Source organism: Pannonibacter sp. SL95 (assembly GCF_026672425.1).
Classification (GTDB): domain Bacteria; phylum Pseudomonadota; class Alphaproteobacteria; order Rhizobiales; family Stappiaceae; genus Pannonibacter.
This window is the reverse complement of the sequence record NZ_JAPPRC010000004.1, coordinates 350,239-372,471: the sequence shown is the minus strand read 5'-3', so window position 1 is coordinate 372,471 and position 22,233 is coordinate 350,239. Positions and strand designations below refer to the sequence as shown.

The 22,233-nt window shown below is 62.9% G+C and carries 20 protein-coding genes; 11 read left to right on the top strand and 9 right to left on the bottom strand.

Annotated elements, in window-relative coordinates; all coding sequences use genetic code 11:
* Window positions 1-3: 3 nt before the first annotated feature.
* The gene (gene trpB / locus OVA12_RS12245) at window positions 4-1,209 is read left to right on the top strand and encodes a tryptophan synthase subunit beta (RefSeq protein WP_268138693.1); all 1,206 of its coding nucleotides are present in this window, start codon (window positions 4-6) and stop codon (window positions 1,207-1,209) included.
* Between the two features lie 63 nt (window positions 1,210-1,272).
* Here the strand turns inward: trpB and OVA12_RS12240 are convergent, their stop codons facing one another.
* Entirely contained in the window at window positions 1,273-1,827 is a 555-nt protein-coding gene (locus OVA12_RS12240) for an SH3 domain-containing protein (RefSeq protein WP_268137691.1), read from the bottom strand.
* Window positions 1,828-2,108: 281 nt separating this feature from the next.
* On the opposite strand from OVA12_RS12240, the gene OVA12_RS12235 reads away from it, so the two are divergent.
* Window positions 2,109-3,095: a 2-hydroxyacid dehydrogenase gene (locus OVA12_RS12235; RefSeq protein WP_268137689.1), complete on the top strand. Its 987-nt coding sequence runs from the start codon at window positions 2,109-2,111 to the stop codon at window positions 3,093-3,095.
* Window positions 3,096-3,505: 410 nt separating this feature from the next.
* On the opposite strand, the gene dnaQ is transcribed toward OVA12_RS12235, so the two are convergent.
* The 5 genes from dnaQ to OVA12_RS12210 all read right to left on the bottom strand — a co-directional run bounded on the left by dnaQ (window position 3,506) and on the right by OVA12_RS12210 (window position 7,254).
* Window positions 3,506-4,237: a DNA polymerase III subunit epsilon gene (dnaQ, locus tag OVA12_RS12230; protein WP_268137687.1), complete on the bottom strand. Its 732-nt coding sequence runs from the start codon at window positions 4,235-4,237 to the stop codon at window positions 3,506-3,508.
* A gap of 127 nt (window positions 4,238-4,364) precedes the next feature.
* Window positions 4,365-4,952, bottom strand: coding sequence for a dephospho-CoA kinase (gene coaE, locus OVA12_RS12225; RefSeq protein ID WP_268137685.1), 588 nt, complete (start codon window positions 4,950-4,952; stop codon window positions 4,365-4,367).
* Window positions 4,949-5,791: a shikimate dehydrogenase gene (locus tag OVA12_RS12220; protein WP_268137683.1), complete on the bottom strand. Its 843-nt coding sequence runs from the start codon at window positions 5,789-5,791 to the stop codon at window positions 4,949-4,951. Before OVA12_RS12220 ends, coaE begins: the two co-directional genes overlap by 4 nt.
* Window positions 5,788-6,381: a Maf family protein gene (locus tag OVA12_RS12215; RefSeq protein WP_268137682.1), complete on the bottom strand. Its 594-nt coding sequence runs from the start codon at window positions 6,379-6,381 to the stop codon at window positions 5,788-5,790. Before OVA12_RS12215 ends, OVA12_RS12220 begins: the two co-directional genes overlap by 4 nt.
* Window positions 6,382-6,405: 24 nt before the next feature.
* Window positions 6,406-7,254 (bottom strand): pyruvate, water dikinase regulatory protein, encoded by an 849-nt coding sequence (locus OVA12_RS12210; protein WP_268137681.1) that lies wholly within the window; start codon window positions 7,252-7,254, stop codon window positions 6,406-6,408.
* A gap of 431 nt (window positions 7,255-7,685) precedes the next feature.
* Between OVA12_RS12210 and hemE the strand changes: the two genes are divergently transcribed.
* From hemE to OVA12_RS12165, 9 genes are all read left to right on the top strand, one after another.
* On the top strand, window positions 7,686-8,714 hold the full coding sequence (hemE, locus tag OVA12_RS12205; protein ID WP_268137680.1) for a uroporphyrinogen decarboxylase: 1,029 nt from the start codon (window positions 7,686-7,688) through the stop codon (window positions 8,712-8,714).
* Window positions 8,715-8,724: 10 nt separating this feature from the next.
* Window positions 8,725-9,153: a protoporphyrinogen oxidase HemJ gene (gene hemJ, locus OVA12_RS12200; RefSeq protein WP_268137679.1), complete on the top strand. Its 429-nt coding sequence runs from the start codon at window positions 8,725-8,727 to the stop codon at window positions 9,151-9,153.
* A gap of 270 nt (window positions 9,154-9,423) precedes the next feature.
* Entirely contained in the window at window positions 9,424-10,689 is a 1,266-nt protein-coding gene (rho, locus tag OVA12_RS12195) for a transcription termination factor Rho (protein ID WP_268137678.1), read from the top strand.
* 113 nt (window positions 10,690-10,802) lie between these two features.
* Window positions 10,803-11,345 (top strand): GNAT family N-acetyltransferase, encoded by a 543-nt coding sequence (locus OVA12_RS12190; protein ID WP_268137677.1) that lies wholly within the window; start codon window positions 10,803-10,805, stop codon window positions 11,343-11,345.
* 254 nt (window positions 11,346-11,599) lie between these two features.
* The gene (gene mnmE / locus OVA12_RS12185; protein ID WP_268137675.1) at window positions 11,600-12,952 is read left to right on the top strand and encodes a tRNA uridine-5-carboxymethylaminomethyl(34) synthesis GTPase MnmE; all 1,353 of its coding nucleotides are present in this window, start codon (window positions 11,600-11,602) and stop codon (window positions 12,950-12,952) included.
* A 351-nt stretch (window positions 12,953-13,303) separates the two neighbouring features.
* Window positions 13,304-15,178: a tRNA uridine-5-carboxymethylaminomethyl(34) synthesis enzyme MnmG gene (mnmG, locus tag OVA12_RS12180; RefSeq protein WP_268137673.1), complete on the top strand. Its 1,875-nt coding sequence runs from the start codon at window positions 13,304-13,306 to the stop codon at window positions 15,176-15,178.
* Between the two features lie 13 nt (window positions 15,179-15,191).
* A complete protein-coding gene (gene rsmG, locus OVA12_RS12175; protein ID WP_268137671.1) occupies window positions 15,192-15,860 on the top strand; it encodes a 16S rRNA (guanine(527)-N(7))-methyltransferase RsmG in 669 nt (222 codons plus the stop codon).
* Window positions 15,860-16,684 (top strand): ParA family protein, encoded by an 825-nt coding sequence (locus OVA12_RS12170; protein WP_106754466.1) that lies wholly within the window; start codon window positions 15,860-15,862, stop codon window positions 16,682-16,684. Before rsmG ends, OVA12_RS12170 begins: the two co-directional genes overlap by 1 nt.
* Before the next feature lie 103 nt (window positions 16,685-16,787).
* Window positions 16,788-17,714 (top strand): ParB/RepB/Spo0J family partition protein, encoded by a 927-nt coding sequence (locus tag OVA12_RS12165; RefSeq protein WP_268137668.1) that lies wholly within the window; start codon window positions 16,788-16,790, stop codon window positions 17,712-17,714.
* A gap of 57 nt (window positions 17,715-17,771) precedes the next feature.
* On the opposite strand, the gene holA is transcribed toward OVA12_RS12165, so the two are convergent.
* Genes holA through leuS form a run of 3 tightly spaced genes read right to left on the bottom strand, consistent with a single transcriptional unit; the run spans window position 17,772 to window position 21,999 of the window.
* A complete protein-coding gene (gene holA / locus OVA12_RS12160; RefSeq protein ID WP_268137666.1) occupies window positions 17,772-18,815 on the bottom strand; it encodes a DNA polymerase III subunit delta in 1,044 nt (347 codons plus the stop codon).
* 9 nt (window positions 18,816-18,824) lie between these two features.
* On the bottom strand, window positions 18,825-19,400 hold the full coding sequence (locus OVA12_RS12155) for an LPS assembly lipoprotein LptE (RefSeq protein WP_268137664.1): 576 nt from the start codon (window positions 19,398-19,400) through the stop codon (window positions 18,825-18,827).
* Complete coding sequence (gene leuS, locus OVA12_RS12150) at window positions 19,387-21,999, bottom strand: leucine--tRNA ligase (protein ID WP_268137662.1); 2,613 nt, start codon at window positions 21,997-21,999, stop codon at window positions 19,387-19,389. Before leuS ends, OVA12_RS12155 begins: the two co-directional genes overlap by 14 nt.
* Between the last annotated feature and the right edge of the window lie 234 nt (window positions 22,000-22,233).

Here is a 22,233-nt window from a genome sequence, read left to right as displayed (position 1 = left end):
ACAATGGCCAACACCCTGCGCTCGGGACCGGACGAGCGCGGCCACTTCGGGATCTTCGGCGGCCGCTACGTGGCCGAGACGCTGATGCCGCTGATCCTCGACCTCGAGAAGGCCTATAACGACGCCAAGGCGGATCCTGCCTTCAAGGCGCAGCTCGACGATCTCAACACCCATTACACCGGCCGGCCGTCGCCGCTGTATTTCGCCGAGCGCCTGACCCAGCATCTGGGTGGTGCCAAGATCTACTTCAAGCGCGACGAGCTGAACCACACCGGCAGCCACAAGATCAACAACTGCCTCGGCCAGATCCTGCTGGCCATGCGCATGGGCAAGACCCGCATCATCGCGGAAACCGGCGCCGGCCAGCACGGCGTGGCAACTGCCACCGTCTGCGCCCGTTTCGGCCTGCCTTGCGTCGTCTACATGGGCGCGACCGATGTGGAGCGCCAGAAGCCGAACGTATTCCGCATGAAGCTGCTGGGCGCCGAGATCGTTCCGGTCACCGCCGGTGCTGGCACGCTGAAGGACGCCATGAACGAGGCGCTGCGCGACTGGGTCACCAATGTCGACAACACCTATTACCTGATCGGCACCGCCGCTGGCCCGCATCCGTATCCGGAGCTGGTGCGCGACTTCCAGTCTGTGATCGGCAAGGAAACCCGCGAGCAGATGCTGGCCGCTGAAGGCCGCCTGCCGGACGCGATTGTTGCTGCCGTCGGCGGCGGCTCGAACGCGATCGGCCTGTTCCATCCGTTCCTCGACGACAAGAGCGTCGAGATCTGGGGCGTGGAAGCTGGTGGACGTGGTCTTGAGGGCAACGAGCATTGCGCCTCGCTGAACGCCGGCAAGCCGGGCGTGCTGCATGGCAACCGCACCTATCTGTTGCAGGACGCCGACGGCCAGATCCTGGAAGGCCATTCGATCTCGGCCGGCCTCGACTATCCCGGCATCGGACCGGAGCATTCGTGGCTGAAGGAAATCGGCCGGGCCAACTATGTGCCGATCACCGATGACGAGGCGATGGAAGCCTTCCAGCTGCTGACACGCATCGAAGGCATCATTCCGGCGCTGGAGCCGGCGCATGCACTGGCCCAGGTGATGAAGCTGGCGCCGAAGATGCGCAAGGATCAGATCCTCGTCATGAACCTGTGCGGCCGTGGCGACAAGGACGTGTTCACTGTCGGCAAGATGCTGGGCTTCGACCTGTAATCACAGGATCAGACGCGCGAAACCAAAAGGCACCGGATCGTCAGATCCGGTGCCTTTGTCGTTTCAGTCGATCACTTCATCGGGATAGACGCCGAAGAGGCGGGTCTGTTCGACCCAGCCATCATAGTCGCGGCCTTCGATGCGGCACCAGCCCTTGGCGCAGGACTTCACATTGGCCAGCACCTTCGGCGCGAGATAGGCAACGACGCCCGAATCGACATCGGCCTGAGCGTAAAGCGGCGTGTTCTCTCCGCTCGTATCCCAGGGCGTCACCAGCACGGTGCGGCGGCCGGACAGGAGCGAATGGAACAGCCAGCCTTCCTTGCCTTCCCAGTCGCGGACGCGGCGCCAATTCTCGAATTCCTGGGTGATCTCGATCGGCAGGCCCGACTTGACGTAGGTCCAGGCGATCTCGTGCCCGTCGGAGGGGCCAAGACGGACGTTGGAACGGTCTGACTTGAGGCTGACGAAGCGGGGGATCGGCTGGCCACTGCTGCCGGTGCGGGTGGTTTGCGCCTGCACCAGGGGAGCCGCAATCAGGATCAACGAAAGCGCGAGAAGGGCGCCAAGGCCGCAAGAAACCGTCCTGTTGCGCCGGGGCTTGGATTGCCTGTTCATGCCTTCCTCTTGTTCTGCCTTTTCCCCGTTTAACGGGTTCGCGGGATGGTTTCCAGATCTGCCCTGGCCGGATTGCCGGCTTCTGCCCAGCCATCACGCAGATCCGCCGGACACCGGATACCCGACCAATGTCGGGTCCCTGCGCCTTTTGGCTCCCCTTGTATCTGGCGGACCATCTGGTAAGGAGAACGGGAGAGGCTGGTTGGTGCCGACGCCATCCGGCTGAAGTGTAATTCCGTTAGGGTTAAGGCGCCCTCAACGCAACGCAGAAGGCAAGTGGCATGGCGAAGAAGAAGCCTGTGGTTGTCGTCACGCGCAAACTTCCGGACGTCGTCGAGACGCGGATGCGGGAACTGTTCGAGACGCGCCTGAACGAGAGTGACCGGCCCTACACCCAGGCCGAACTGGTCGAGGCCGTAAAGACCGCAGATGTCCTGGTGCCGACCGTGACCGACCGCATCGACGCGGCGCTGCTGTCGCAGGCCGGTCCGGACCTGAAGCTCATTGCCAACTTCGGCAATGGCGTCGACAACATCGACGTGGTCAGCGCCAACAACCGCGGCATCAACGTCACGAACACGCCTGGCGTCCTCACCGAAGACACCGCCGACATGACGATGGCGCTGATCCTGGCCGTGCCGCGCCGTCTCGCCGAAGGCATCAAGGTGATGAACACCGGTGAATGGTCCGGCTGGTCGCCGACCTGGATGCTTGGCCACCGGATCTGGGGCAAGCGCCTCGGCATCATCGGCATGGGCCGCATCGGTCAGGCAGTCGCACGCCGGGCCAAGGCGTTCGGCATGTCGATCCACTATCACAACCGCCGCCGGCTGCATTCCGACATCGAGGAATCCCTCGAGGCCACCTACTGGGAAAGCCTCGACCAGATGCTGGCCCGCATGGACGTCGTGTCGATCCACTGCCCGCATACGCCGGGGACCTATCATCTGCTGTCGGCCCGCCGCCTGAAGCTCCTCAAGAAGGACGCCTATGTGGTGAACACGGCCCGCGGCGAGGTGATCGACGAAAACGCGCTGATCCGTCAGCTTGAAGCAGGCGAGCTCGCTGGTGCGGGTCTCGACGTGTTCGAGCACGAGCCCGCGGTCAACCCGAAGCTGGCGCAGATGGACAAGGTGCTGCTGCTGCCGCACATGGGGTCCGCGACGCTCGAAGGCCGTATCGAGATGGGCGAGAAGGTCATCATCAACATCAAGACCTTCATGGACGGCCACCGCCCGCCGGATCGCGTCCTGCCGTCGATGCTTTGAACTGACGAACGCAACGGTGTCACCCCGGCCAAGCGCAGCGCCGAGCCGGGGTCTACTCGTTTGCAGAGCAAAGCAATGTGCTGAAGTGCATAAAGAGCCTCGCAACAGCGTTTGCTCTGGGAGCGAGTAGGCCCCGGGTCTCCGCTTCGCTGCGCCCGGGGTGACACGGAGCAAGGGCTTGGCATAACGGCGTTTTTTGTTCTCCGCAGTCATCCCCGCCTTGTGCGGGGATCCATGCTCCATGGACCGCCTTCAGAAGCTATTGGTACGCCCTGGCTTGAGGCCTAGAAGCTGGATCCCCGCACGAGGCGGGGATGACCACTGGGGGCGGGGCTTGTCTGCAAGGTCTTTCCACCAGCGCTGCAGCGGTTCTCGCTTGAGGCAAGGCAGGTTTCTCACCTTGCCTGCCGTCAGCCAGCTTCCTTTGCCTCGTATTTCTTCCAGATCGCGCTGTCGCCCATGCCCTTGATGAAGCCGGCGTGGCGGTCGAGATCCTCGGCGGTGAGGCGCGAGGGCAGGGGGGTGGGGCGAGGGCGAGCCGGGGCGGACGTCATCTGGCCGTCTGCGCCACTGTCACCCCGGTTTTGTGCGCCAGATCCGGCCTGGTCGATGTCAAATCCCAGCGCCCGCTGCCGTCCGCCGATCAGCTCAAGGTAGACTTCGGCCAGCAGCTCACTGTCGAGCAGGGCGCCGTGCTTGGTGCGGCGCGAATTGTCGATGCCATAGCGCGAGCAGAGCGCGTCGAGCGAATTCGGCCCCATCGGATGCTTGCGGCGGGCCAGTTCGAGCGTATCGATGACCTGGGTGCGCGGGATCGGCGGCCGGCCGACACGGTTCAGCTCCATGTTGATGAAGCCCATGTCGAAGGACGCATTGTGGATCACGAGGGTCGAGTCCCCGACAAAGGCGAGGAAATCATCGACCACGGCCGCGAATTTCGGCTTGTCCGACAGGAACTCGGTCGACAGGCCGTGCACCGCGAACGCGCCCTCCGGAACATCCCGTTCCGGGTTGATGTAGACGTGGTAGGTGCGACCGGTCGGGACGTGATTCAGCATCTCGACGCCGCCAATTTCAACCAGGCGGTCGCCGTTGCGCGGATCGAGTCCTGTGGTTTCCGTATCGAAGGCAATTTCACGCATGGGCTGGGTCCGAATGGTCGGGCAGGGCTAGGGGCAAGACTCGCTTCTTACTGGCGGCCATGCAATCCGAAAACATCGTTATCCTGCCTTGCTTGCCAGCGGTGCCCGGCCTTTGGCTGCCGGGGCTCTAGCCCCGACCGGCCAGCGCACGCAGGATGCTGGCGACGGAGCGCCGCGCGGCGTCCACTCCATGATCAGTCTCGACGAGGAAATGCGCCCGGCGGCGCTTCTCGGCGTCCGGCATCTGCCGCGCGAGGATCGCCTCGAAACGTTCAACCGTCATGCCCGGCCGTGCCAGCGCACGCGCACGCTGGGTTTCGGGCCTGGCTGTAACGACCGCGACGGCATCGACACGGTGCTCGCCGCGCGTTTCGAACAGCAAGGGGATGTCGAGGGCGACAATCCGCCGTCCTTCCCTGCGGCTTCTGTCCAGAAACGCCAGTTCCTCCTCGCGGACGAGCGGATGCACGATGGCCTCGAGACGGGCAATGGCCTCGGGTTTGCCGAGCACTGCATTTCCAAGGCGTGTCCGGTCGACGATGCCACCAGCGACGGTACCCGGAAAGGCGGCCTCGATCAGTGGCGCAGCCCGACCAGAATACAGCGCATGCACCGTCGCGTCGGCGTCGTGCACCGGAACCCCGGCCTCGGCAAACAGCTTGGCCGTGGTCGATTTGCCCATGGCAATCGAGCCGGTGAGACCCAGACGGATCATTTGGCGGCATCCAGATCGGCGAGGATCAGGTTGCGCAGCTCTGTATCAACCTGCGGCCGAAAACCAAACCAGCGTTCAAAGCCATTTACAGCCTGATGCAGCAGCATGCCGAGACCATCGACGGAAACGTTGCCCCGCTCCCTTGCCGCGCGCAGGAGGCCGGTTTCCAGGGGAACATAGACCGCATCGGTCACCAGGGCATCCTGCGGCAATCCGGAAAGGTCGATGTCCAGCTCGGGCTTGCCCATCATGCCGAGCGATGTAGTGTTGACCAGAACCCGGGCCTGTTCAAGCACAGTCCCCAGCTTGTCCCACGCATGAGCCACAACGTCGCTGCCGAAATGATCTGCGATTGCCTTGGCTTTTTCCTCGGTCCGGTTGATCACGTGTACTGGAGCGAAGCCGCGCGAGAGCAAGGCCCAGACGATCGCCCGCGCAGCACCGCCTGCGCCCAGGACCACGGCCGCCCCCTTGGTCTTGTCCCAGCCCGGCGCAGCCTCGTCGAGGTTGCCCAGAAAGCCGAGACCATCGGTGTTGGCGCCGCACAGCCGGCCATTGTCCAGCCAAAGCGTGTTGGCCGCACCCATGGCCGTGGCCGCCGGATCCAGCCAGTCGCAAAGCGATGCCGCCAGCTCCTTGTGCGGCACCGTGACATTGCAGCCGGTGAGCCCGGATGCGGCCAGATCCCGGTAGAACCGTTCGGCATCTTCCGGTGCGACGGCCACGCGGCCATAGTCGCCGGCAATGCCATGCTTTTTCAGCCAGTAACCGTGAATGAGCGGGGAGCGTGACTGGGCGACGGGCCAGCCGGTGATCGCGGATCGGCGGAGGTCGGTCATACGTCGGTCTCCCCAAGGGCGCGAAGCTCGCCCAGCAGCGGCAGCAAGGGCAGGCCGAGAATGGTGAAATAGTCGCCTTCAATCCGCTCGAACAGCCGGACGCCGACGTTTTCCAGCTGATAGCAGCCGACGCTGGACAGGACCGCATCCCCGGCGAGCGCCAGATACCGGCCAATCTCAGCTGGGGACAGAGCTCGCATCGTCAGCCGGGCGGTCGAGACATGACGCCAGAGGACTTCATCACCGCGCGCCAGAACGACCGCAGAATGCAGCTCGTGAGTTTTGCCGGACAGGCCCAGCAGCTGGCGGCGGGCTGCTTCCATGTCAGCCGGCTTGGTGAAGCGCGCATTGCCAAGGCCAAGCACCTGATCCGCGCCGATCACCAGATCCTGCGGCCGGCGGCCGGCGACGTCGAGGGCCTTGGCCTCCGCCAGCACCTGGGCGATGTCCTCAGGGGGGAAGCCTGCCTCCAGCAGCGGCGCTTCAACGGCGCGTTCATCAACGGTTGCCGGGTCGACCGTGAAATCGAGCCGGGCATTTGCAAGCAGAGTGGCGCGAATCCGGCTTCCGCTGGCGAGCACAAGGGCCATGAGAGTTTCCGTTTGCTGGGCCGGTCAAGCGAGGGACTGAGCCTCTCCGGCGTTCCTGAAGTGGCGATAGAGTTCCATGATCTCTGCCGCCGTCTCTTCAATGGAGCGGCGGGTGACATCGATCAAGGGCCAGCCCTGTTCCACGCACAGCCGCCGGGTGGCCGCGATCTCCCGGGCGATCTCGCGCCGGTCGATGTAGAGATCATTATAGCCCTCGGAATTAAGCGAGAGCACACGGTTCTGACGGATCTGCTGAATGCGCTCGGGTGAGGCAATCAGGCCAACAACGAGCGGGCGCGTCAGGCGGGTCAGATCCTCAGGCAGGGGAATGTCGGGGACGATCGGGACGTTGGCGCATTTGATGCCACGATTGGCGAGATAGATGCAGGTCGGGGTCTTCGAGGTGCGGCTGATGCCGACGAGAACGATGTCGGCCTGATTGAGGTTATCCGCGATCTGACCGTCGTCATGCATCATCGTGTAGTTCAGCGCATCGATGCGCTTGAAGTACTCGGCATCAAGCGCGTGCTGCCCGCCGGGACGCCGGGTGAAGGGCACATTGAGGTAGGACTGAAAAACAGCGAAGACAGGATCGAGGATGTTAACGAAAGGGATACCAATTTCGCGGCAAAACCGTTCCAGCCGCTCGGCAATCTCCTTGTCGACCAGAGTGTAGAGCACGATGCCCGGTGCCTGCTCGATCTGGCCGATGACACGGTCGAGCTGCTTGTGGGTGCGGACCAGCGGATACATATGTTCGATGGCCTGCACCGCCTCGTACTGAACGGTCGCGGCACGCGCCACGGTCATCAGCGTCTCGCCGGTCGAATCGGACACGAGATGGAGGTGGAAGTAGTGTCTGGATTTTCCCACAACAAATCCTCTCGCATGTGGATGGCGGGGGACAACCCGGCCTCTCCAGCTCCAGGCAGGAAAAGTCATCCCCGCTGAGCCGATTTCATTAACAGATCGTAAAATCGCGGCAACCGATGCCGAAACGGTTCGGCACTCATGTGGATCAACAGGGCCTTCCGGCCTCACCCTCAGTTTATCCACTTCGGCCACAAGTCTTAAGGAAGCATTAACAACAGGCCAAGCTTTTGTTTTCGCTTCTTTTTTTGATTCAGCCGGATTCAATCCCCGATGCTTGTCCAGACCGCGCGGCGATTCATCCCGGCGCGAAAAGTCAGAGGATGGATTGTGGACAACGAATGATCCCGGTAATCCACCCTTAAGAATAAGAAACAGATTCAAATCTACCGAGACTCCCTTACTGGGGCCCTGACGGGAAAAAGGACCGAGCCATGAAATCGAACGACCGGGCCGTCATGCGCGTACTTGCTGGTGAAAGGCTCTACCCGCCACCGGTCTGGATGATGCGACAGGCAGGGCGGTATCTGCCCGAGTACCGGGAGACCAGGGCCAAGGCGAAGAACTTCCTCGACTTCTGCTACAATCCGGATCTGGCAACGGAAGTGACGCTTCAGCCGATCCGCCGTTACGGCTTTGATGCGTCGATCCTGTTCTCGGACATCTTCGTCGTTCCGGATGCCATCGGCTATCCGGTTCGCTTTGAGGAAGGGCGTGGACCTGTTCTCGAACCTCTGTCGCAGAATGTGCTGGACCGGCTTGAGCAGGGACGAGCAGAGGCTCATCTGGCGCCGGTGATCGAAACGGTCCGCCGTCTGCGCCGCGAGCTTCCGGAAGAGACCACGCTGCTGGGCTTCTGCGGAGCCCCCTGGACCGTTGCCTGCTACTCGGTCGCAGGTCATACGACGCAGGACCAGACAGCCGCCCGGGTTGGCGCCTATCGCGATCCGGCCCTGATGCAGCGGTTCATCGACGAGCTTGTCGTCGCATCCATCGCCTATCTGATCCGCCAGCTCGATGCCGGCGCCGACGCCCTGCAGATTTTCGACACGTGGGCGGGTGTTCTCGACGATGCCGGCTTTGCCCGCTGGTCGATCGAGCCAACCCGCCAGATCGTTGCCGGCGTGAAGGCAGCCCGGCCGGATGCGCGGATCATCGGCTTCCCGAAGGCATCGTCAGCCCGCCTGGCGGCCTATGTGGCTGGCACAGGTGTGGATGCTGTGGGCCTTGACTGGACCGCGCCGGATCACATCGCCCAGTCGATCCAGAAGTCGGTACCCATCCAGGGCAATCTCGATCCGATGCGACTGGTTGCCGGTGGCGCGGCGCTGGACGATGGCATCGCCCATGTGCTCGAGGCGCTGGGGCAGGGTCCGCTGATTTTCAATCTTGGCCATGGCGTAACGCCAGAGACTGATCCGGCGCATGTGGCCCGGATGGTCGAGCGCGTGCGGCAGGGATGAGGAGGACACGATGGATCTCTATCTCTGGCTGAAGTCGCTGCATGTCATCGCCATCATCGCCTGGATGGCCGGGATGCTGTATCTGCCCCGGCTGTTCGTCTATCACGCTGATGTTCCGGTCGGGTCACCGCAGTCCGAGACCTTCAAGGTCATGGAACGGCGGCTGCTGAAGGCGATCATCAATCCGGCCATGATCGTGGCCTGGATCCTCGGACTGTGGCTTGCCTATGAGCTGGATGCGTTTCGCGATGGCTGGTTTCACGCCAAGCTCACGCTGGTGCTTCTGATGTCCGGCGTGCATGGATACCTGTCGCGCTGCGTGAAGGTCTTTGCGCGCGACGAAAACACGCGGCCTGCACGGTTCTATCGCATCCTGAATGAAGTCCCGACGCTGCTGATGATTGGCATTGTTATCCTGGTTATCGTCAAGCCATTCTAAGTGCCGCTACGTATACACGAACTTCCAGGTTCCGCTGGCGCGATAACGCTCTTGCGGGACTTGGGCGAAGCAGCTATGTTCGCTGCCAACTTCACGAAAGGCGCGCGGGGTGCACCCCCGAAACGAGCCCAAGGGCGAAGCTAGTCGGCATCCCTCACGCCGGCACACGCCGAGACTTCACTTCTGTAGCCGATCTTCAATCGCGTTTCGGAAATCAGAAGCGTCCTTCCGCGTACTCATCTCCCACCCAACAGAGAACGACCCCAATTTATGCGGGAAATGAAACTCAAAGACCTGAAAGCCAAAACCCCGACCGAGCTTCTGACCTTCGCGGAAGAGCTTGAAGTTGAAAACGCCAGCACCATGCGCAAGCAGGAGCTGATGTTCGCGATCCTGAAGAACCTTGCGGCGCAGGATGTCGAGATCATCGGCGAAGGCGTGGTCGAGGTCCTGCAGGACGGCTTCGGCTTCCTGCGTTCGCCGGATGCGAACTATCTTCCGGGCCCTGACGACATCTATGTTTCGCCGTCACAGATCCGCCGCTTCTCCCTGCGGACCGGCGACACCGTCGAAGGCCAGATCCGCAGCCCGAAGGAAGGCGAGCGCTATTTCGCGCTGCTGAAGGTCAACACCATCAATTTCGAGGATCCGGAGAAGACCCGGCACAAGGTCCACTTCGACAACCTCACCCCGCTTTATCCCGATGAGCGGTTCAAGATGGAAATGGGCGATCCGACCTCGAAGGATCTCTCGTCGCGCATCATCGATCTTGTTGCGCCGCTCGGCAAAGGCCAGCGCGCCCTGATCACCGCGCCGCCGCGCACCGGCAAGACGGTGTTCCTGCAGAACATCGCAAAGTCGATCACCACCAATCATCCCGAATGCTACCTCATCGTTCTGCTGATCGATGAACGTCCGGAAGAAGTGACGGACATGCAGCGGACGGTGAAGGGCGAAGTGGTGTCCTCCACCTTCGACGAACCGGCAACGCGCCACGTGCAGGTTGCCGAGATGGTCATCGAGAAGGCCAAGCGCCTGGTAGAGCATGGCCGCGATGTGGTCATTCTGCTGGACTCGATCACCCGCCTCGGCCGCGCCTACAACACCGTCGTGCCGTCTTCGGGCAAGGTCTTGACCGGTGGTGTTGATGCAAACGCCTTGCAACGCCCGAAGCGCTTCTTCGGTGCCGCACGTAACATCGAAGAGGGTGGTTCGCTGACCATCATCGCGACCGCGCTGATCGACACTGGCAGCCGCATGGACGAAGTGATCTTCGAAGAGTTCAAGGGAACGGGTAACTCCGAAATCATCCTGGACCGCAAGATCTCCGACAAGCGCGTCTATCCGGCCATCGACATTCAGCGCTCCGGTACCCGCAAGGAAGAGCTGCTGGTACCGCAGGAACGTCTCAAGAAGACATTCGTCCTGCGCCGCATCCTCAACCCGATGGGTACGGTCGATGCGATCGAGTTCCTGCTCGACAAGCTCAAGCAGACCAAGTCGAACGACGATTTCTTCGACAGCATGAACACCTGATCCGAATCGGATCCGGTTCAGTTTCAAAGGCGCCGGCGGCAACACCGGCGCCTTTCGTTTTGACAGCTACCCCTCACTGGATTTGAATCGGACGCGTATCGAAAGGCATTCCCATGATCCGTCTTGAAACAGAGCGCCTCATTCTCCGCCCCTGGGAAGACAGGGATCTCGACGCGTTTGCAGCGATGAATGCCGATCCGGAGGTCATGCGATATTTTCCGTCGGTGATGGACCGGGACGGGACTGCTGCCATGATGGAGCGTGCGCGGGCAAAACTGGCCGCTGACGGCTTTTGCGTGTTTCCCGTGGAGCGGAAGGCGGACTGTGCCTTCCTCGGCTTCGTGGGGCTCAACAGGCCATCCTACGACAAGCCCTTGCCGTTCGATCCTTGCGTCGAGTTCGCCTGGCGTCTGGTCCGATCAGCGTGGGGGCAGGGCTATGCCACCGAGGCGGCCCGGGCCTGGATAGGATTCGGTTTCGAAACACTCGGCCTTGACGAGATCGTTGCCTTCACCACCGTGACCAATATCCCGTCACAGAAGGTGATGCAGCGGCTGGGAATGGTCCGCGACCCGGCGGACGATTTTCTGCATCCGATGCTGGCGCAAGATCATCTGCTCGCTCCGCATGTTTTGTATCGGCTGGCGCGGACATAGGGATCAGCGACGACATCCCCGATTCACGTGAAACATCGGTCGTGAAACAGCAGCCGTGGCAGCGCCGAAAATTGACCTCCATTTGAATCGGCGGCGGATTGATCGGGCAGTGACACGGGACGAGGCATGTCGTCTGCGCCGGATCGAATCGGCTGCGCATCGATCACGGCGCATGACTAGGCATCCGCTGCAGAAGCCTGTATGCGGCTGGGTCAGGTTATTTCGCTTGTTGCAGTCAGGTTCGGTTCAGTTCGATGCATGACACGATCTATGCCCTCTCCAGTGGTGCGCTGCCGTCCGGCGTTGCGGTGATCCGCCTTAGTGGCCCGTCGGCGCTGGCGGCCTTGTCGGCGCTGACTGGCCGGTCGTTTCCAGCGCGCAAGGCAAGCCTCAGTACACTCAAGGATCCGCAGACCGGCGAGGTGCTGGATCAGGCCCTTGTCGTCGTGTTCCCAGGACCAGCGAGCTTCACTGGAGAAGATGTGGTGGAACTGCAGTGCCACGGTGGCAGGGCGGTCGTTGCGGCGGTGCTGGCAGCGCTTGGACGGCTTCCTGACCTTCGTCCTGCCGAGGCCGGGGAGTTTACCCGCCGGGCTTTCGAACAGGGACGGATGGACCTGACAGAGGTCGAGGGTCTTGCCGATCTCATTGCGGCCGAGACCGAGGCGCAACGACGTCAGGCCTATCGGCAGATGGATGGCGCGCTCGGCCGGCTCTATGAGGGCTGGCGCAAACGTCTCCTGCACATGCGGGCGATGATCGAGGCGGACTTCGACTTCGCCGATGAGGACGATGTTCCCGGCAGTGTTGCCGATGAGGTCTGGCGGGAGGCGGGCGCGCTCCGCTATGAGGTGGCTGCCCATCTGGCTGCCGGGCCGCGTGGTGAACGTTTGCGGGAAGGGTTGCAGGTCGTTCTGCTGGGAGCGCCCAACGCCGGCAAGTCGAGCCTGCTCAATGCCATTGCCGGCCGGGATGTCGCCATTGTCACCGAGGAGGCGGGGACCACTCGCGACGTGATCGAAGTGCATCTGGATCTTGGTGGCTATCCTGTCACGCTGGCGGACACCGCGGGACTTCGAGGCGATGCGGGCCGGGTCGAGCTGGAAGGCATCCGCCGGGCGACCGAGCGAGGGCGTGCTGCCGACCTTGTTCTCTGGCTGCAGGAACCAGGTGGACCGGCACCAGATGATCGGGACAATGGACTGCCCGATGCCATCAGGATTGAGTCGGTTCCGGTCTGGTTGGTTCGGACCAAGACCGATCTTGAGACTCCTTCGAAACGAGACTCATCCGAAACAGAGCTTGGTTTTGCTTTGTCGATTGCAAAAGGGGAGGGGCTCGCCGGGTTGCTGGATGCGCTTTCTCATTTTGCTGGCGAGATGTTTGGGCGGGGTGAGACGTTGGTGGCGACGCGGCAGCGACACCAGCATCACCTCCGATCCTGTCTCGATGGTCTCGATGAAGCTCTTCGTCAGACGTATCTGCCGGTGGAACTCAGGGCAGAGGACTTGCGGCGGGCCGGCGATAGCCTGGGCCGGATCACCGGGCGGATCGACGTTGAGGATCTGCTCGATGTGATCTTCAGCGAGTTTTGTATCGGCAAGTGAATGTTTCACGTGAATCCGGTTCGTTGTCGAACCGACCCATGTTTCACGTGAATCATTTCAGGTTCGACGCAACTTGTTTCACGTGAATCAGCGGCCCGGTAATGCGTGGATCAGGCGGCGGGTGTTTCACGTGAATCCGTGTCGCCTTGGTAATTGTCCGGGTTGATTCACGTGAAATCACTTTGACCAAAGCAGGTCGGATTCCCTATAAGGAAGCGAATACGTGAACCGGTTTGGCCGGAGAGTCGCGCTGTCCGCAAGGCGGGTAGCCAGGTCAGGTTCCGGGCGTTCCTTCCAATTGAAACACGGTGACGGGCAGGCATTGGTCTGCGTCGAATGGGTGCGGTGCGGATGACTGAGTCGTTGCGATTTGATGTTGTGGTGATCGGTGGAGGTCACGCCGGCTGCGAGGCGGCTGCGGCTGCGGCGCGGCTTGGCGCGCGCACCGCTCTTGTCACGCATCGGTTCGAGACCATCGGGGTCATGTCCTGCAATCCGGCCATCGGTGGTTTGGGCAAGGGGCATCTGGTGCGCGAGATCGATGCGCTGGATGGTCTGATGGGGCGCGTCGCGGACCGGGCGGGTATCCAGTTTCGCATGCTCAACCGGCGCAAGGGTCCGGCGGTGCGTGGGCCGCGCGCCCAGGCGGATCGCAAGCTCTATCGCGAAGCCATGCAGGCGGAGATCCGGTCTGCGGCAAATCTCGAAGTCGTCGAGGGAGAGGCGGATCAGCTGCTGCGCCAGGATGGCGTGATTTGCGGTGTGGCGCTCAAGGATGGCCGCGCGATCAGCTGCGGTTCCGTGGTGCTGACGACGGGGACATTCTTGCGGGGGCTGATCCATATCGGTGATCGCAAGATCCCGGCGGGTCGTGTCGGTGAGGGTCCGGCGCTGGGTCTGTCGGCGTCGCTCGAAGACATTGGCTTTGCACTCGGGCGCCTCAAGACCGGAACGCCGGCGCGTCTGGATGGTCGCACCATTGACTGGGCGCAACTTGAAGAGCAGCCGGGGGATGACGAGCCGGTACCGTTCTCCACGATGACGACTGCAATCACGACGCCGCAGATCTCGTGCCACATCACCCGCACAACGGATGAGACGCACCGGATCATTCGCGAGAACCTGTCCAGGTCGGCGATGTATTCCGGCGAGATCAAGGGGCGCGGGCCGCGCTACTGTCCGTCGATCGAGGACAAGATCGTCCGCTTCGGAGATCGCGACGGACATCAGATCTTCCTGGAACCGGAAGGGCTCGACGACCATACGGTCTATCCGAATGGCATTTCCACCTCTCTTCCGGAGGATGCGCAGCTGGCGTTTCTCAAGACCATTCCGGGTCTCGAAAACGTGTCGGTGCTGCAGGTGGGTTATGCCATCGAGTATGACCACGTGGATCCACGTGAACTGACGACGACGCTGGAGGCCAAGCGTTGCAAGGGGCTGTTCCTCGCCGGCCAGATCAACGGCACGACTGGCTATGAAGAGGCGGGGGCGCAGGGGCTGGTTGCCGGCCTCAATGCCGCATTGCGCGCGGGCGGATCGGCCCGGGATTTCGTCGTGGATCGGGGGCAGGGCTATATCGGCGTCATGATCGACGATCTGGTGACGCGCGGCATCACCGAGCCCTACCGCATGTTCACGTCCCGCGCCGAATACCGTCTGTCGCTGCGGGCGGACAATGCCGATCAGCGGTTGACACCTTCGGGCATCGCGCTTGGATGTGTCGGGTCTTCCCGTCAGGCTGCGTTCGAGACAAAGCTTCAGGAACTCGATGCAGCGAGGGCGCTCATGCAGGGTCTGTCGATCACACCGGCCCAGGCGGTGAAACAGGGCCTACCGTTGAACCAGGACGGCATCCGGCGCAGCGCCTTTGATCTTCTGTCCTATCCCGACATGACGGTGGATCAGCTCTATCCGGTCTGGCCGCAGCTGGCCGACATTCCGGCCTCGATTGCGGAGCAGGTGGCGACGGATGCGCTCTATGCGGTCTATCTCGATCGGCAGGCGGCCGATATCGCTGCTCTTCGCCGCGATGAAGCTCTGACCATTCCGGATGCGTTCGATTTCTCTGCGCTGGCCGGGCTGTCGAACGAGATCAAGCAAAAGCTCGAAACGGTGCGGCCGGCGACGATTGGCCAGGCATCGCGCATGGACGGCATGACGCCGGCCGCCCTGACCTTGTTGCTGTCTCAGGTCAAGCGCCAGGAACGGCGCGGGGCGGCGTGAAGGACCTGTGAATATGGCTGGGACAAACCCCCTCGATGGCCCGCATGTTCTGCGGGAATACGCCTCTGTTTCACGTGAAACTGAAGCCCGGTTGAAAACCTACGTGGATCTGGTGCTGCGCTGGCAGCCGGCCCAGAACCTGATCTCACCGGCGACAATCCCGGAGATCTGGCGGCGGCACGTGGCCGACAGCCTGCAGCCGTATCTGGTGCGGCCGGAGGCGAAACGGTGGGTGGACCTCGGCAGCGGGGCGGGGTTCCCCGGGATCGTTACGGCGATCCTCCTTGCCGACACTCCGGGCGCCCATGTCTATTTCGTCGAGAGCAACCAGCGCAAGGCGGCGTTCTTGCGCACTGCCCTGCGCGAGACCGGATCGAGTGGCACCGTCATTCCGGCCCGGATCGAGTCGGTTGCGGAACAATGGACGCATGGTCCGGTGGATGCGGTTTCAGCGCGTGCGCTGGCGGCGCTGGACCTTCTGCTGGGGTTTTCCCGGGCGTTCATGGACCAGGGCGCGGTGGCTGTTTTCCACAAAGGGCGCGATTTTCAGCGTGAGGTTAATGAAGCGTCTCACGCATGGGCCTTTGATCTGGTAGAAAAGGCCAGTCTCATTGATCCCGAGAGCCGCATGTTGATCCTCTCCAACCTGACGGCCCGATCTGACGAGGAAGGTTCCCGCTGATGAACAGGCTTCCTGAAACCCCGCGCGTTCTGGCGCTGGCCAACCAGAAGGGTGGCGTTGGCAAGACGACGACGGCCATCAACCTTGGTACCGCTCTTGCCGCCATCGGCGAGCGAGTGCTGGTCGTCGACCTTGATCCGCAGGGCAACGCCTCGACGGGTCTCGGGATCGATCGCCGCGACCGGGCGCTGTCGACGTATGACGTGCTCTGTGGTGACTGCAGCATGGAAGAGGCGGTGAAGGAGACGGCGGTGCCGCGTCTCTGGGTCGCTCCGTCGACGATGGATCTTCTCGGCCTCGAGCTGGAAATTGCCTCCAGCGCCGATCGCGCCTATCGCCTGCGCAAGGCCATCGACGAGTTTGCCTCGTCGCGGCTGTTCCGCGAGATGGGCTTCTCCTATGTGCTGGTCGACTGCCCGCCGTCGCTGAACCTTCTGACGATCAACGCGCTGTCGGCGTCGCACTCGATCCTGGTGCCGCTGCAGTGCGAGTTCTTCGCGCTGGAAGGTCTGTCGCAGCTGCTGTCGACGGTCGAGCAGGTGCGCAACGCGCTCAACAACGAGCTGACCATCCACGGCATCGTGCTGACCATGTACGACAGCCGCAACAACCTCTCGAGCCAGGTGGTGGCCGACGTGCGCGAGACGATGGGCGATGCGGTCTACGAGACCATCATCCCGCGCAACGTGCGCATTTCGGAAGCGCCGTCCTATGGCAAGCCGGCGCTGCTCTACGACCTGAAGTGCTCCGGCAGCCAGGCCTATCTGCGGCTTGCTTCCGAGATCATTCAGCGTGAGCGGGAACTGCGCCGCGTCGCGGCCTGAGACCGGTTGGCCCGCGAGGGCTTGCAAAGCATGATATCCAACGCGGCGGCAGCGCCGCGTTTTCCATTCTGACGATATGACGAGCGCCAAGCGGAGACACACGATGGCTGAAGACGGTGGACGCAACAAGCGGCTGGGCAGGGGCCTTGCGGCACTGATCGGAGATGCGGGCATCGTTCCGGCCTCGCAGGATCAGGCGGCAGTGCAGGCGGACAAGACCCCGCCGCGCGACACGCGCAAGGTTCCGATCGAGTTTCTGGAGCCGAACCCGCGCAATCCGCGCAAGACCTTCCACGAGAAGGATCTGACGGAGCTGACCGACTCCATCCGCGAGAAGGGCATCATCCAGCCGATCCTGGTGCGTCCGGCCGCGGGCAAGCCGAACCATTTCGAGATCATCGCCGGTGAGCGCCGGTGGCGGGCCGCACAGCGGGCGGGCCTGCATGACGTGCCGGTGCTGATCCGCGAGATCACCGACCAGGAAGCGCTTGAGCTGGCGATCATCGAGAACGTGCAGCGCGCTGATCTCAACCCGATCGAAGAGGCGCTCGGCTATGAGCAGCTGACGGCCGAGTTCAACTACAGCCAGAATGATCTGGCGCGCCTGATCGGCAAGAGCCGCAGCCATGTCGCCAACACCATGCGCCTCCTCAAGCTGCCGAATGCCGTGAAAGACTATCTGTCGGAAGGGCTGATCACGGCGGGCCACGCGCGCGCGCTGATCACGCTGGAGGATCCGTCGGCGCTGGCCGAGCTGATCGTCGAGAAGGGTCTGTCGGTGCGCGAGGCGGAGAAGCTGGCACAGGATCCGGAGATCCTGTCAAAGCTGTCCGGCAGCAAGGATCCTGCGGCCAAGGTGGAGAAGGATGCGGACACTCGCGCCCTGGAAAAGCGCCTCACCGACAGCCTCGGGCTGAAGGTCGCCATCGGCCACAAGGCAGGCAAGGATTCGGGCGAGCTGAAGATCAAGTATGCCTCGCTGGAGCAGCTCGACGAGCTGTGCCGCAAGCTGGGCATCGAAACCCGTTAAGGGTTCGTTAGGATTTTCGAATCGGAAGCGGTCCGGATTTTCCGGGCCGCTTTTGTTTTATCTGCGAGATCTGCTGCGGGCTGTGGCGACGCGGGCTAGGGTCAGCAGGGCTTCGGACAGGACCGGCATGCCGATGCGGTCATTAAGGCGGGCGATGCGCATGGCGTCGTAAAGCCGGTCCATCGCCTTCTCCAGGTCCTGGGAGTTCCAGATCGACAGCTGCCGGGTGAGGGCTGGCTTGCGCTTGAAGAACACCGGCGGCTTCACCGTTTCGATGACCTGCGCGGCCGGGGTGCCGCTGTCAACGTCGGCGCGCAGGCGATGCAGCCACTGGAAATGCGCGAGGGTCTGACCGGCGATCACGGAGGCGTTGCTGCCTGCTGCATCCAGGCGTTCAAGCCCGTGGTCGAGGGCGGGCAAGTCGCCACCGGCTGCCGCGTCGATCAGCTCGGACAGTTCGAAGGCCGAAGCATCGCCGATGATCGCCTCGATATCATCCGTGTCGATGCGGCCCTTGCCGTGGGCATAGAGGCAGAGTTTGCGCAGCTCGCCACGGCTGGCCATACGGTCGGCGCCCAGAAGGCCGTGCAGGCTCGCGCGGGCTTCCCGGGTGATGGTGAGCCCGGCCGCCCGTGTTTCCTCGTCTATGAGCGTTTCCAGGTCCCTGGCTGTGTCCGCATAGCAGGGCACGGCGACGGCACGCTTGTCGTTCTCGAACAGCTTGCGCAGGCCTGTGCCCTTCTTCAGATCGCCGGCCTCGATCACCACCACGGCGGGGCAGTCGAGCAGGTTGACCACGGGAGTGACGGCAGGCAGCAGGTTGCGGCCTCCGGCATCCTTGACCCAGATGGTGCGGCGGCCGCCGAACAGGGGAATGGTGAGGGCCTCGTCGATCAGCCGATTCGGATCTGAAACGAGATCGCCGGCATCGAGCTTTGCCTGGCTGAAGGGGTCGTCGTTGCCGGCGCTGTAGGCGGCAACGAGGGCCTGTGCCCGTTCGGACACAAGCCCCGTATCGGGTCCGTAGACCAGGATCGCGTGGACATTCGCCGGCGGCTTGGCGACAAAACGATCAATGTCGCCGGCTTTCAGCGCGACCACGGGATCACCTCACTTGCGAGTGGCAAAGTAACCGGCGATGCGCGCCTGGACGTCCTGCGCCACCACCTTCGCCGCCCGCTCTTCCGCATCACGGCGGGCGCGCAGGTTGGCGAAGCGCTGGCTGGAGAAGTCGTAGGAGGCGGTTGCGAAGGACTTGCCGGTCATCAGGGTCCGGTTGTCGGCCGCATCCGCCAGCACGAAGGTCACGTTCATCGTCGTCGAGTAGGCCGAGGGCACGTCGGCAAGACGCTCCACACCGACCTCGGCAACGCCGATGTTCATGACCATGCGCAGGCGGTACTTCTTGGCCGGCGGATAGGTGCCGCGCTCGAAGCCGAACAGCAGCTCGTTGTAGAGCACGCGCCGGGCATCGGAGAGCCGGGTTTCATTGACGGTGTCGATCTTCTCGATCTCGATCGCCGCCAGTTCACCCTGCACGGTTTCCCCGGCCGGGCCGGACGTGGTTGGCAGCTGGCCATAGAGCGGCCGCACCTGGCAGCCGGCCAGCAGAACCCCGCTGGCCAGAACCAGAGCAATCCCGAAAGAGGTGCGGCGCCCGCGCGCCCAAGCGTCAGCCAACGACATTCACGATCCTCTGCGGCACGACGATGATCTTGCGCGGTGCGCGGCCTTCAAGCGCCCGCTGAACGAAGTCCTGTGCCACTGTGGCTGCTTCGACGTCCGCCGTCGAGGCATCACGTGCCACGGTGATCTCACCCTTCTTCTTGCCGTTGACCTGCACCGGCAGGACAATGCTGTCCTCGACGAGCAGCGCCTCATCCAGAACCGGCCAGCGGGCTTCGGCGACGAGGCCGGACTGGCCAAGCTCGGTCCAGCATTCCTCGGCAAGATGCGGCATCATCGGTGCCATCATCATGACAAGGTATTCGCAGGCTTCCCGGGCGGCCCAGGCGGCATCGGCGTCGGCCAGCCCGTTGTGGACGGTCTTGCCGATCTGGTTCACCAGTTCGTAGATGCGGGCAACGGCACGGTTGAAGCCGAGGCCTTCGATGTCACGCGACACGGCAGCCAGCGTCTTGTGGGTGGCACGGCGCAGCTCAAGCGCGGCATCGCCCATCTGCGGGGCCTCGGTGCTGCGCTTCGGCGTGGCGGCAACTTCGCCGACCAGACGCCAGACGCGCTGCACGAAGCGCCAGGAGCCCTGAACGCCTTCCTCGGTCCAGATGACATCACGCTCCGGCGGGCTGTCCGACAGCACGAACCAGCGCGCGGTGTCGGCACCATAGGTGGCGATGATGTCCGTCGGGTCGACCGTGTTCTTCTTCGACTTCGACATCTTCTCGATGGAGCCGATGGTCACCGGAGCGCCGGTGGCAATCTCGATGGCAGAGCGGGTCTCGCCTTCGATGAACTGCACCTCGGCCGGGCTGAGCCACTTGCCTTCCACGCTCTTGTAGGTCTCGTGCGTAACCATGCCTTGGGTGAAGAGGCCCTTGAACGGCTCCTTCAGGTCCAGCGCGCCGACCTTCTGCATCGCGCGGGTGAAGAAGCGCGAATAGAGCAGGTGCAGGATCGCATGCTCGATGCCGCCGATGTACTGGTCGACAGCCAGCCAGCCGTTGGCTGCTGCCGGGTCGGTCGGCTGGTCGTGGTGCGGAGCGGTGAAACGGGCGAAGTACCAGGAACTGTCCACGAAGGTGTCCATGGTGTCGGTCTCACGGCGCGCCGGCTTGCCGCATTTCGGGCAGGAGCAATGGCGCCAGGTGGCGTGCCGGTCGAGCGGGTTGCCCGGCTTTTCGAAATTGATGTCGTCCGGAAGCTTGACCGGCAGGTTTTCGTCCTTCTCCGGAACCACGCCGCAGTCGTCGCAGTGGATGACCGGGATCGGGCAGCCCCAGTAGCGCTGGCGCGAAATGCCCCAGTCGCGCAGGCGATAGTTCACCTGGCGGGTGGCCTGCGCCGCGCCGTCGATGATCACGGCCTCGAGCTTGCGGGCGACCGTCTCCTTGGCATCGGCGATGCTGAGGCCGTCGAGGAAACCGGAGTTGAAGATGGTGCCATCATCCGTGTAGGCGACGTCGGCGACGGTGAAGGCGGCCGGATCGGCATCCTTCGGCAGCACGACGGGCTTGACCGGCAGGCCGTACTTGCGGGCGAAATCGAGGTCGCGCTGGTCATGCGCCGGGCAGGCGAAGATCGCGCCGGTGCCGTAATCCATGAGGATAAAGTTGGCGACATAGACCGGCAGCTCGATGGAGGCATCCAGCGGATGCTTCACGCGCAGGCCTGTGTCCATTCCCTTCTTCTCGGCCGTCTCGATGGCTTCGGCCGAGGTGCCGATGCGGCGGCAGTCCTCGATGAAGGCGGCCAGATCCGGATTGCTCTCGGCGAGCTTCACCGAGATCGGGTGATCCGGCGACAGGCCCATGAACGAGGCACCGAACAGCGTGTCGGGGCGGGTGGTGAAGATCTCGAGTGTCTTGTCGCCCGTCGGGGCCGGAGCGGTGAACTCGAAACGGACGCGCAGGCCTTCCGACTTGCCGATCCAGTTCTTCTGCATCAGGCGGACCTTTTCCGGCCAGCGGTCGAGCGTGTCGATCGCTTCCAGAAGATCCTCGGAATAGTCGGTGATCTTGAAGAACCACTGGGTCAGTTCGCGCTGCTCGACGAGTGCGCCGGAGCGCCAGCCGCGGCCGTCGATCACCTGCTCGTTGGCGAGCACGGTCATGTCGACCGGATCCCAGTTGACCTTCGACTTCTTGCGGTAGACGAGGCCGGCTTCCAGGAACTTCAGGAACAGGCGCTGCTGCTGCGTGTAGTACTCCACGTCGCAGGTCGCGAACTCGCGGCTCCAGTCCAGCGACAGGCCCATGATCTTGAGCTGGCCGCGCATGAACGCGATGTTCTCGTAGGTCCAGTCCTTCGGATGGACGTTGTTCTGCATGGCCGCGTTCTCGGCCGGCATGCCAAAGGCATCCCAGCCCATCGGATGCAGCACGTTCAGGCCCATTGCGCGCTTGTAACGAGCGACCACGTCGCCCATGGCGTAGTTGCGCACATGGCCCATGTGAATGCGGCCGGACGGGTAGGGGAACATCTCCAGCACGTAATATTTCTCGCGCGGATCGTCATTGGACGTCTTGAACACGTCCTTCTCGTCCCACACCTTCTGCCAGCGCGCTTCGACGTCGCGTGCGTTGTAGCGTTCCCGTTCCGTAGCCATCAAATTCGCCATTTCACTGGCGCCCGCAAAGCAGGCGCATCAAACAAACATCTGCCGGACTGTCACCAGAATTTCCCGCAAGGGTCAACATGATTGGCTGAAATTGCGGCGCTTTTCGCGCCTGCAGCACTGTCTGAACCGTTGCCCAGAAACGCAGTGGCTTGAACCGGACAGGCTTGCCGCCGTATCAGGGCTGTCAGGGACCGATCCGGTCCGCATTTGCCGGAGTTACAC

What these genes read in the sequence shown, in the direction of transcription:
- OVA12_RS12240 (WP_268137691.1), bottom strand. Translation starts at nt 1,827, where the DNA reads ATGAACAGGCAATCCAAGCCCCGGCGCAACAGGACGGTTTCTTGCGGC.
- rsmG (WP_268137671.1), top strand. Translation starts at nt 15,192, where the DNA reads ATGGCTGGGACAAACCCCCTCGATGGCCCGCATGTTCTGCGGGAATAC.
- OVA12_RS12155 (WP_268137664.1), bottom strand. Translation starts at nt 19,400, where the DNA reads ATGTCGTTGGCTGACGCTTGGGCGCGCGGGCGCCGCACCTCTTTCGGG.
- OVA12_RS12190 (WP_268137677.1), top strand. Translation starts at nt 10,803, where the DNA reads ATGATCCGTCTTGAAACAGAGCGCCTCATTCTCCGCCCCTGGGAAGAC.
- OVA12_RS12215 (WP_268137682.1), bottom strand. Translation starts at nt 6,381, where the DNA reads ATGGCCCTTGTGCTCGCCAGCGGAAGCCGGATTCGCGCCACTCTGCTT.
- OVA12_RS12170 (WP_106754466.1), top strand. Translation starts at nt 15,860, where the DNA reads ATGAACAGGCTTCCTGAAACCCCGCGCGTTCTGGCGCTGGCCAACCAG.
- mnmE (WP_268137675.1), top strand. Translation starts at nt 11,600, where the DNA reads ATGCATGACACGATCTATGCCCTCTCCAGTGGTGCGCTGCCGTCCGGC.
- coaE (WP_268137685.1), bottom strand. Translation starts at nt 4,952, where the DNA reads ATGATCCGTCTGGGTCTCACCGGCTCGATTGCCATGGGCAAATCGACC.
- OVA12_RS12220 (WP_268137683.1), bottom strand. Translation starts at nt 5,791, where the DNA reads ATGACCGACCTCCGCCGATCCGCGATCACCGGCTGGCCCGTCGCCCAG.
- rho (WP_268137678.1), top strand. Translation starts at nt 9,424, where the DNA reads ATGCGGGAAATGAAACTCAAAGACCTGAAAGCCAAAACCCCGACCGAG.
- hemE (WP_268137680.1), top strand. Translation starts at nt 7,686, where the DNA reads ATGAAATCGAACGACCGGGCCGTCATGCGCGTACTTGCTGGTGAAAGG.
- OVA12_RS12165 (WP_268137668.1), top strand. Translation starts at nt 16,788, where the DNA reads ATGGCTGAAGACGGTGGACGCAACAAGCGGCTGGGCAGGGGCCTTGCG.
- trpB (WP_268138693.1), top strand. Translation starts at nt 4, where the DNA reads ATGGCCAACACCCTGCGCTCGGGACCGGACGAGCGCGGCCACTTCGGG.
- leuS (WP_268137662.1), bottom strand. Translation starts at nt 21,999, where the DNA reads ATGGCTACGGAACGGGAACGCTACAACGCACGCGACGTCGAAGCGCGC.
- dnaQ (WP_268137687.1), bottom strand. Translation starts at nt 4,237, where the DNA reads ATGCGTGAAATTGCCTTCGATACGGAAACCACAGGACTCGATCCGCGC.
- hemJ (WP_268137679.1), top strand. Translation starts at nt 8,725, where the DNA reads ATGGATCTCTATCTCTGGCTGAAGTCGCTGCATGTCATCGCCATCATC.
- OVA12_RS12235 (WP_268137689.1), top strand. Translation starts at nt 2,109, where the DNA reads ATGGCGAAGAAGAAGCCTGTGGTTGTCGTCACGCGCAAACTTCCGGAC.
- mnmG (WP_268137673.1), top strand. Translation starts at nt 13,304, where the DNA reads ATGACTGAGTCGTTGCGATTTGATGTTGTGGTGATCGGTGGAGGTCAC.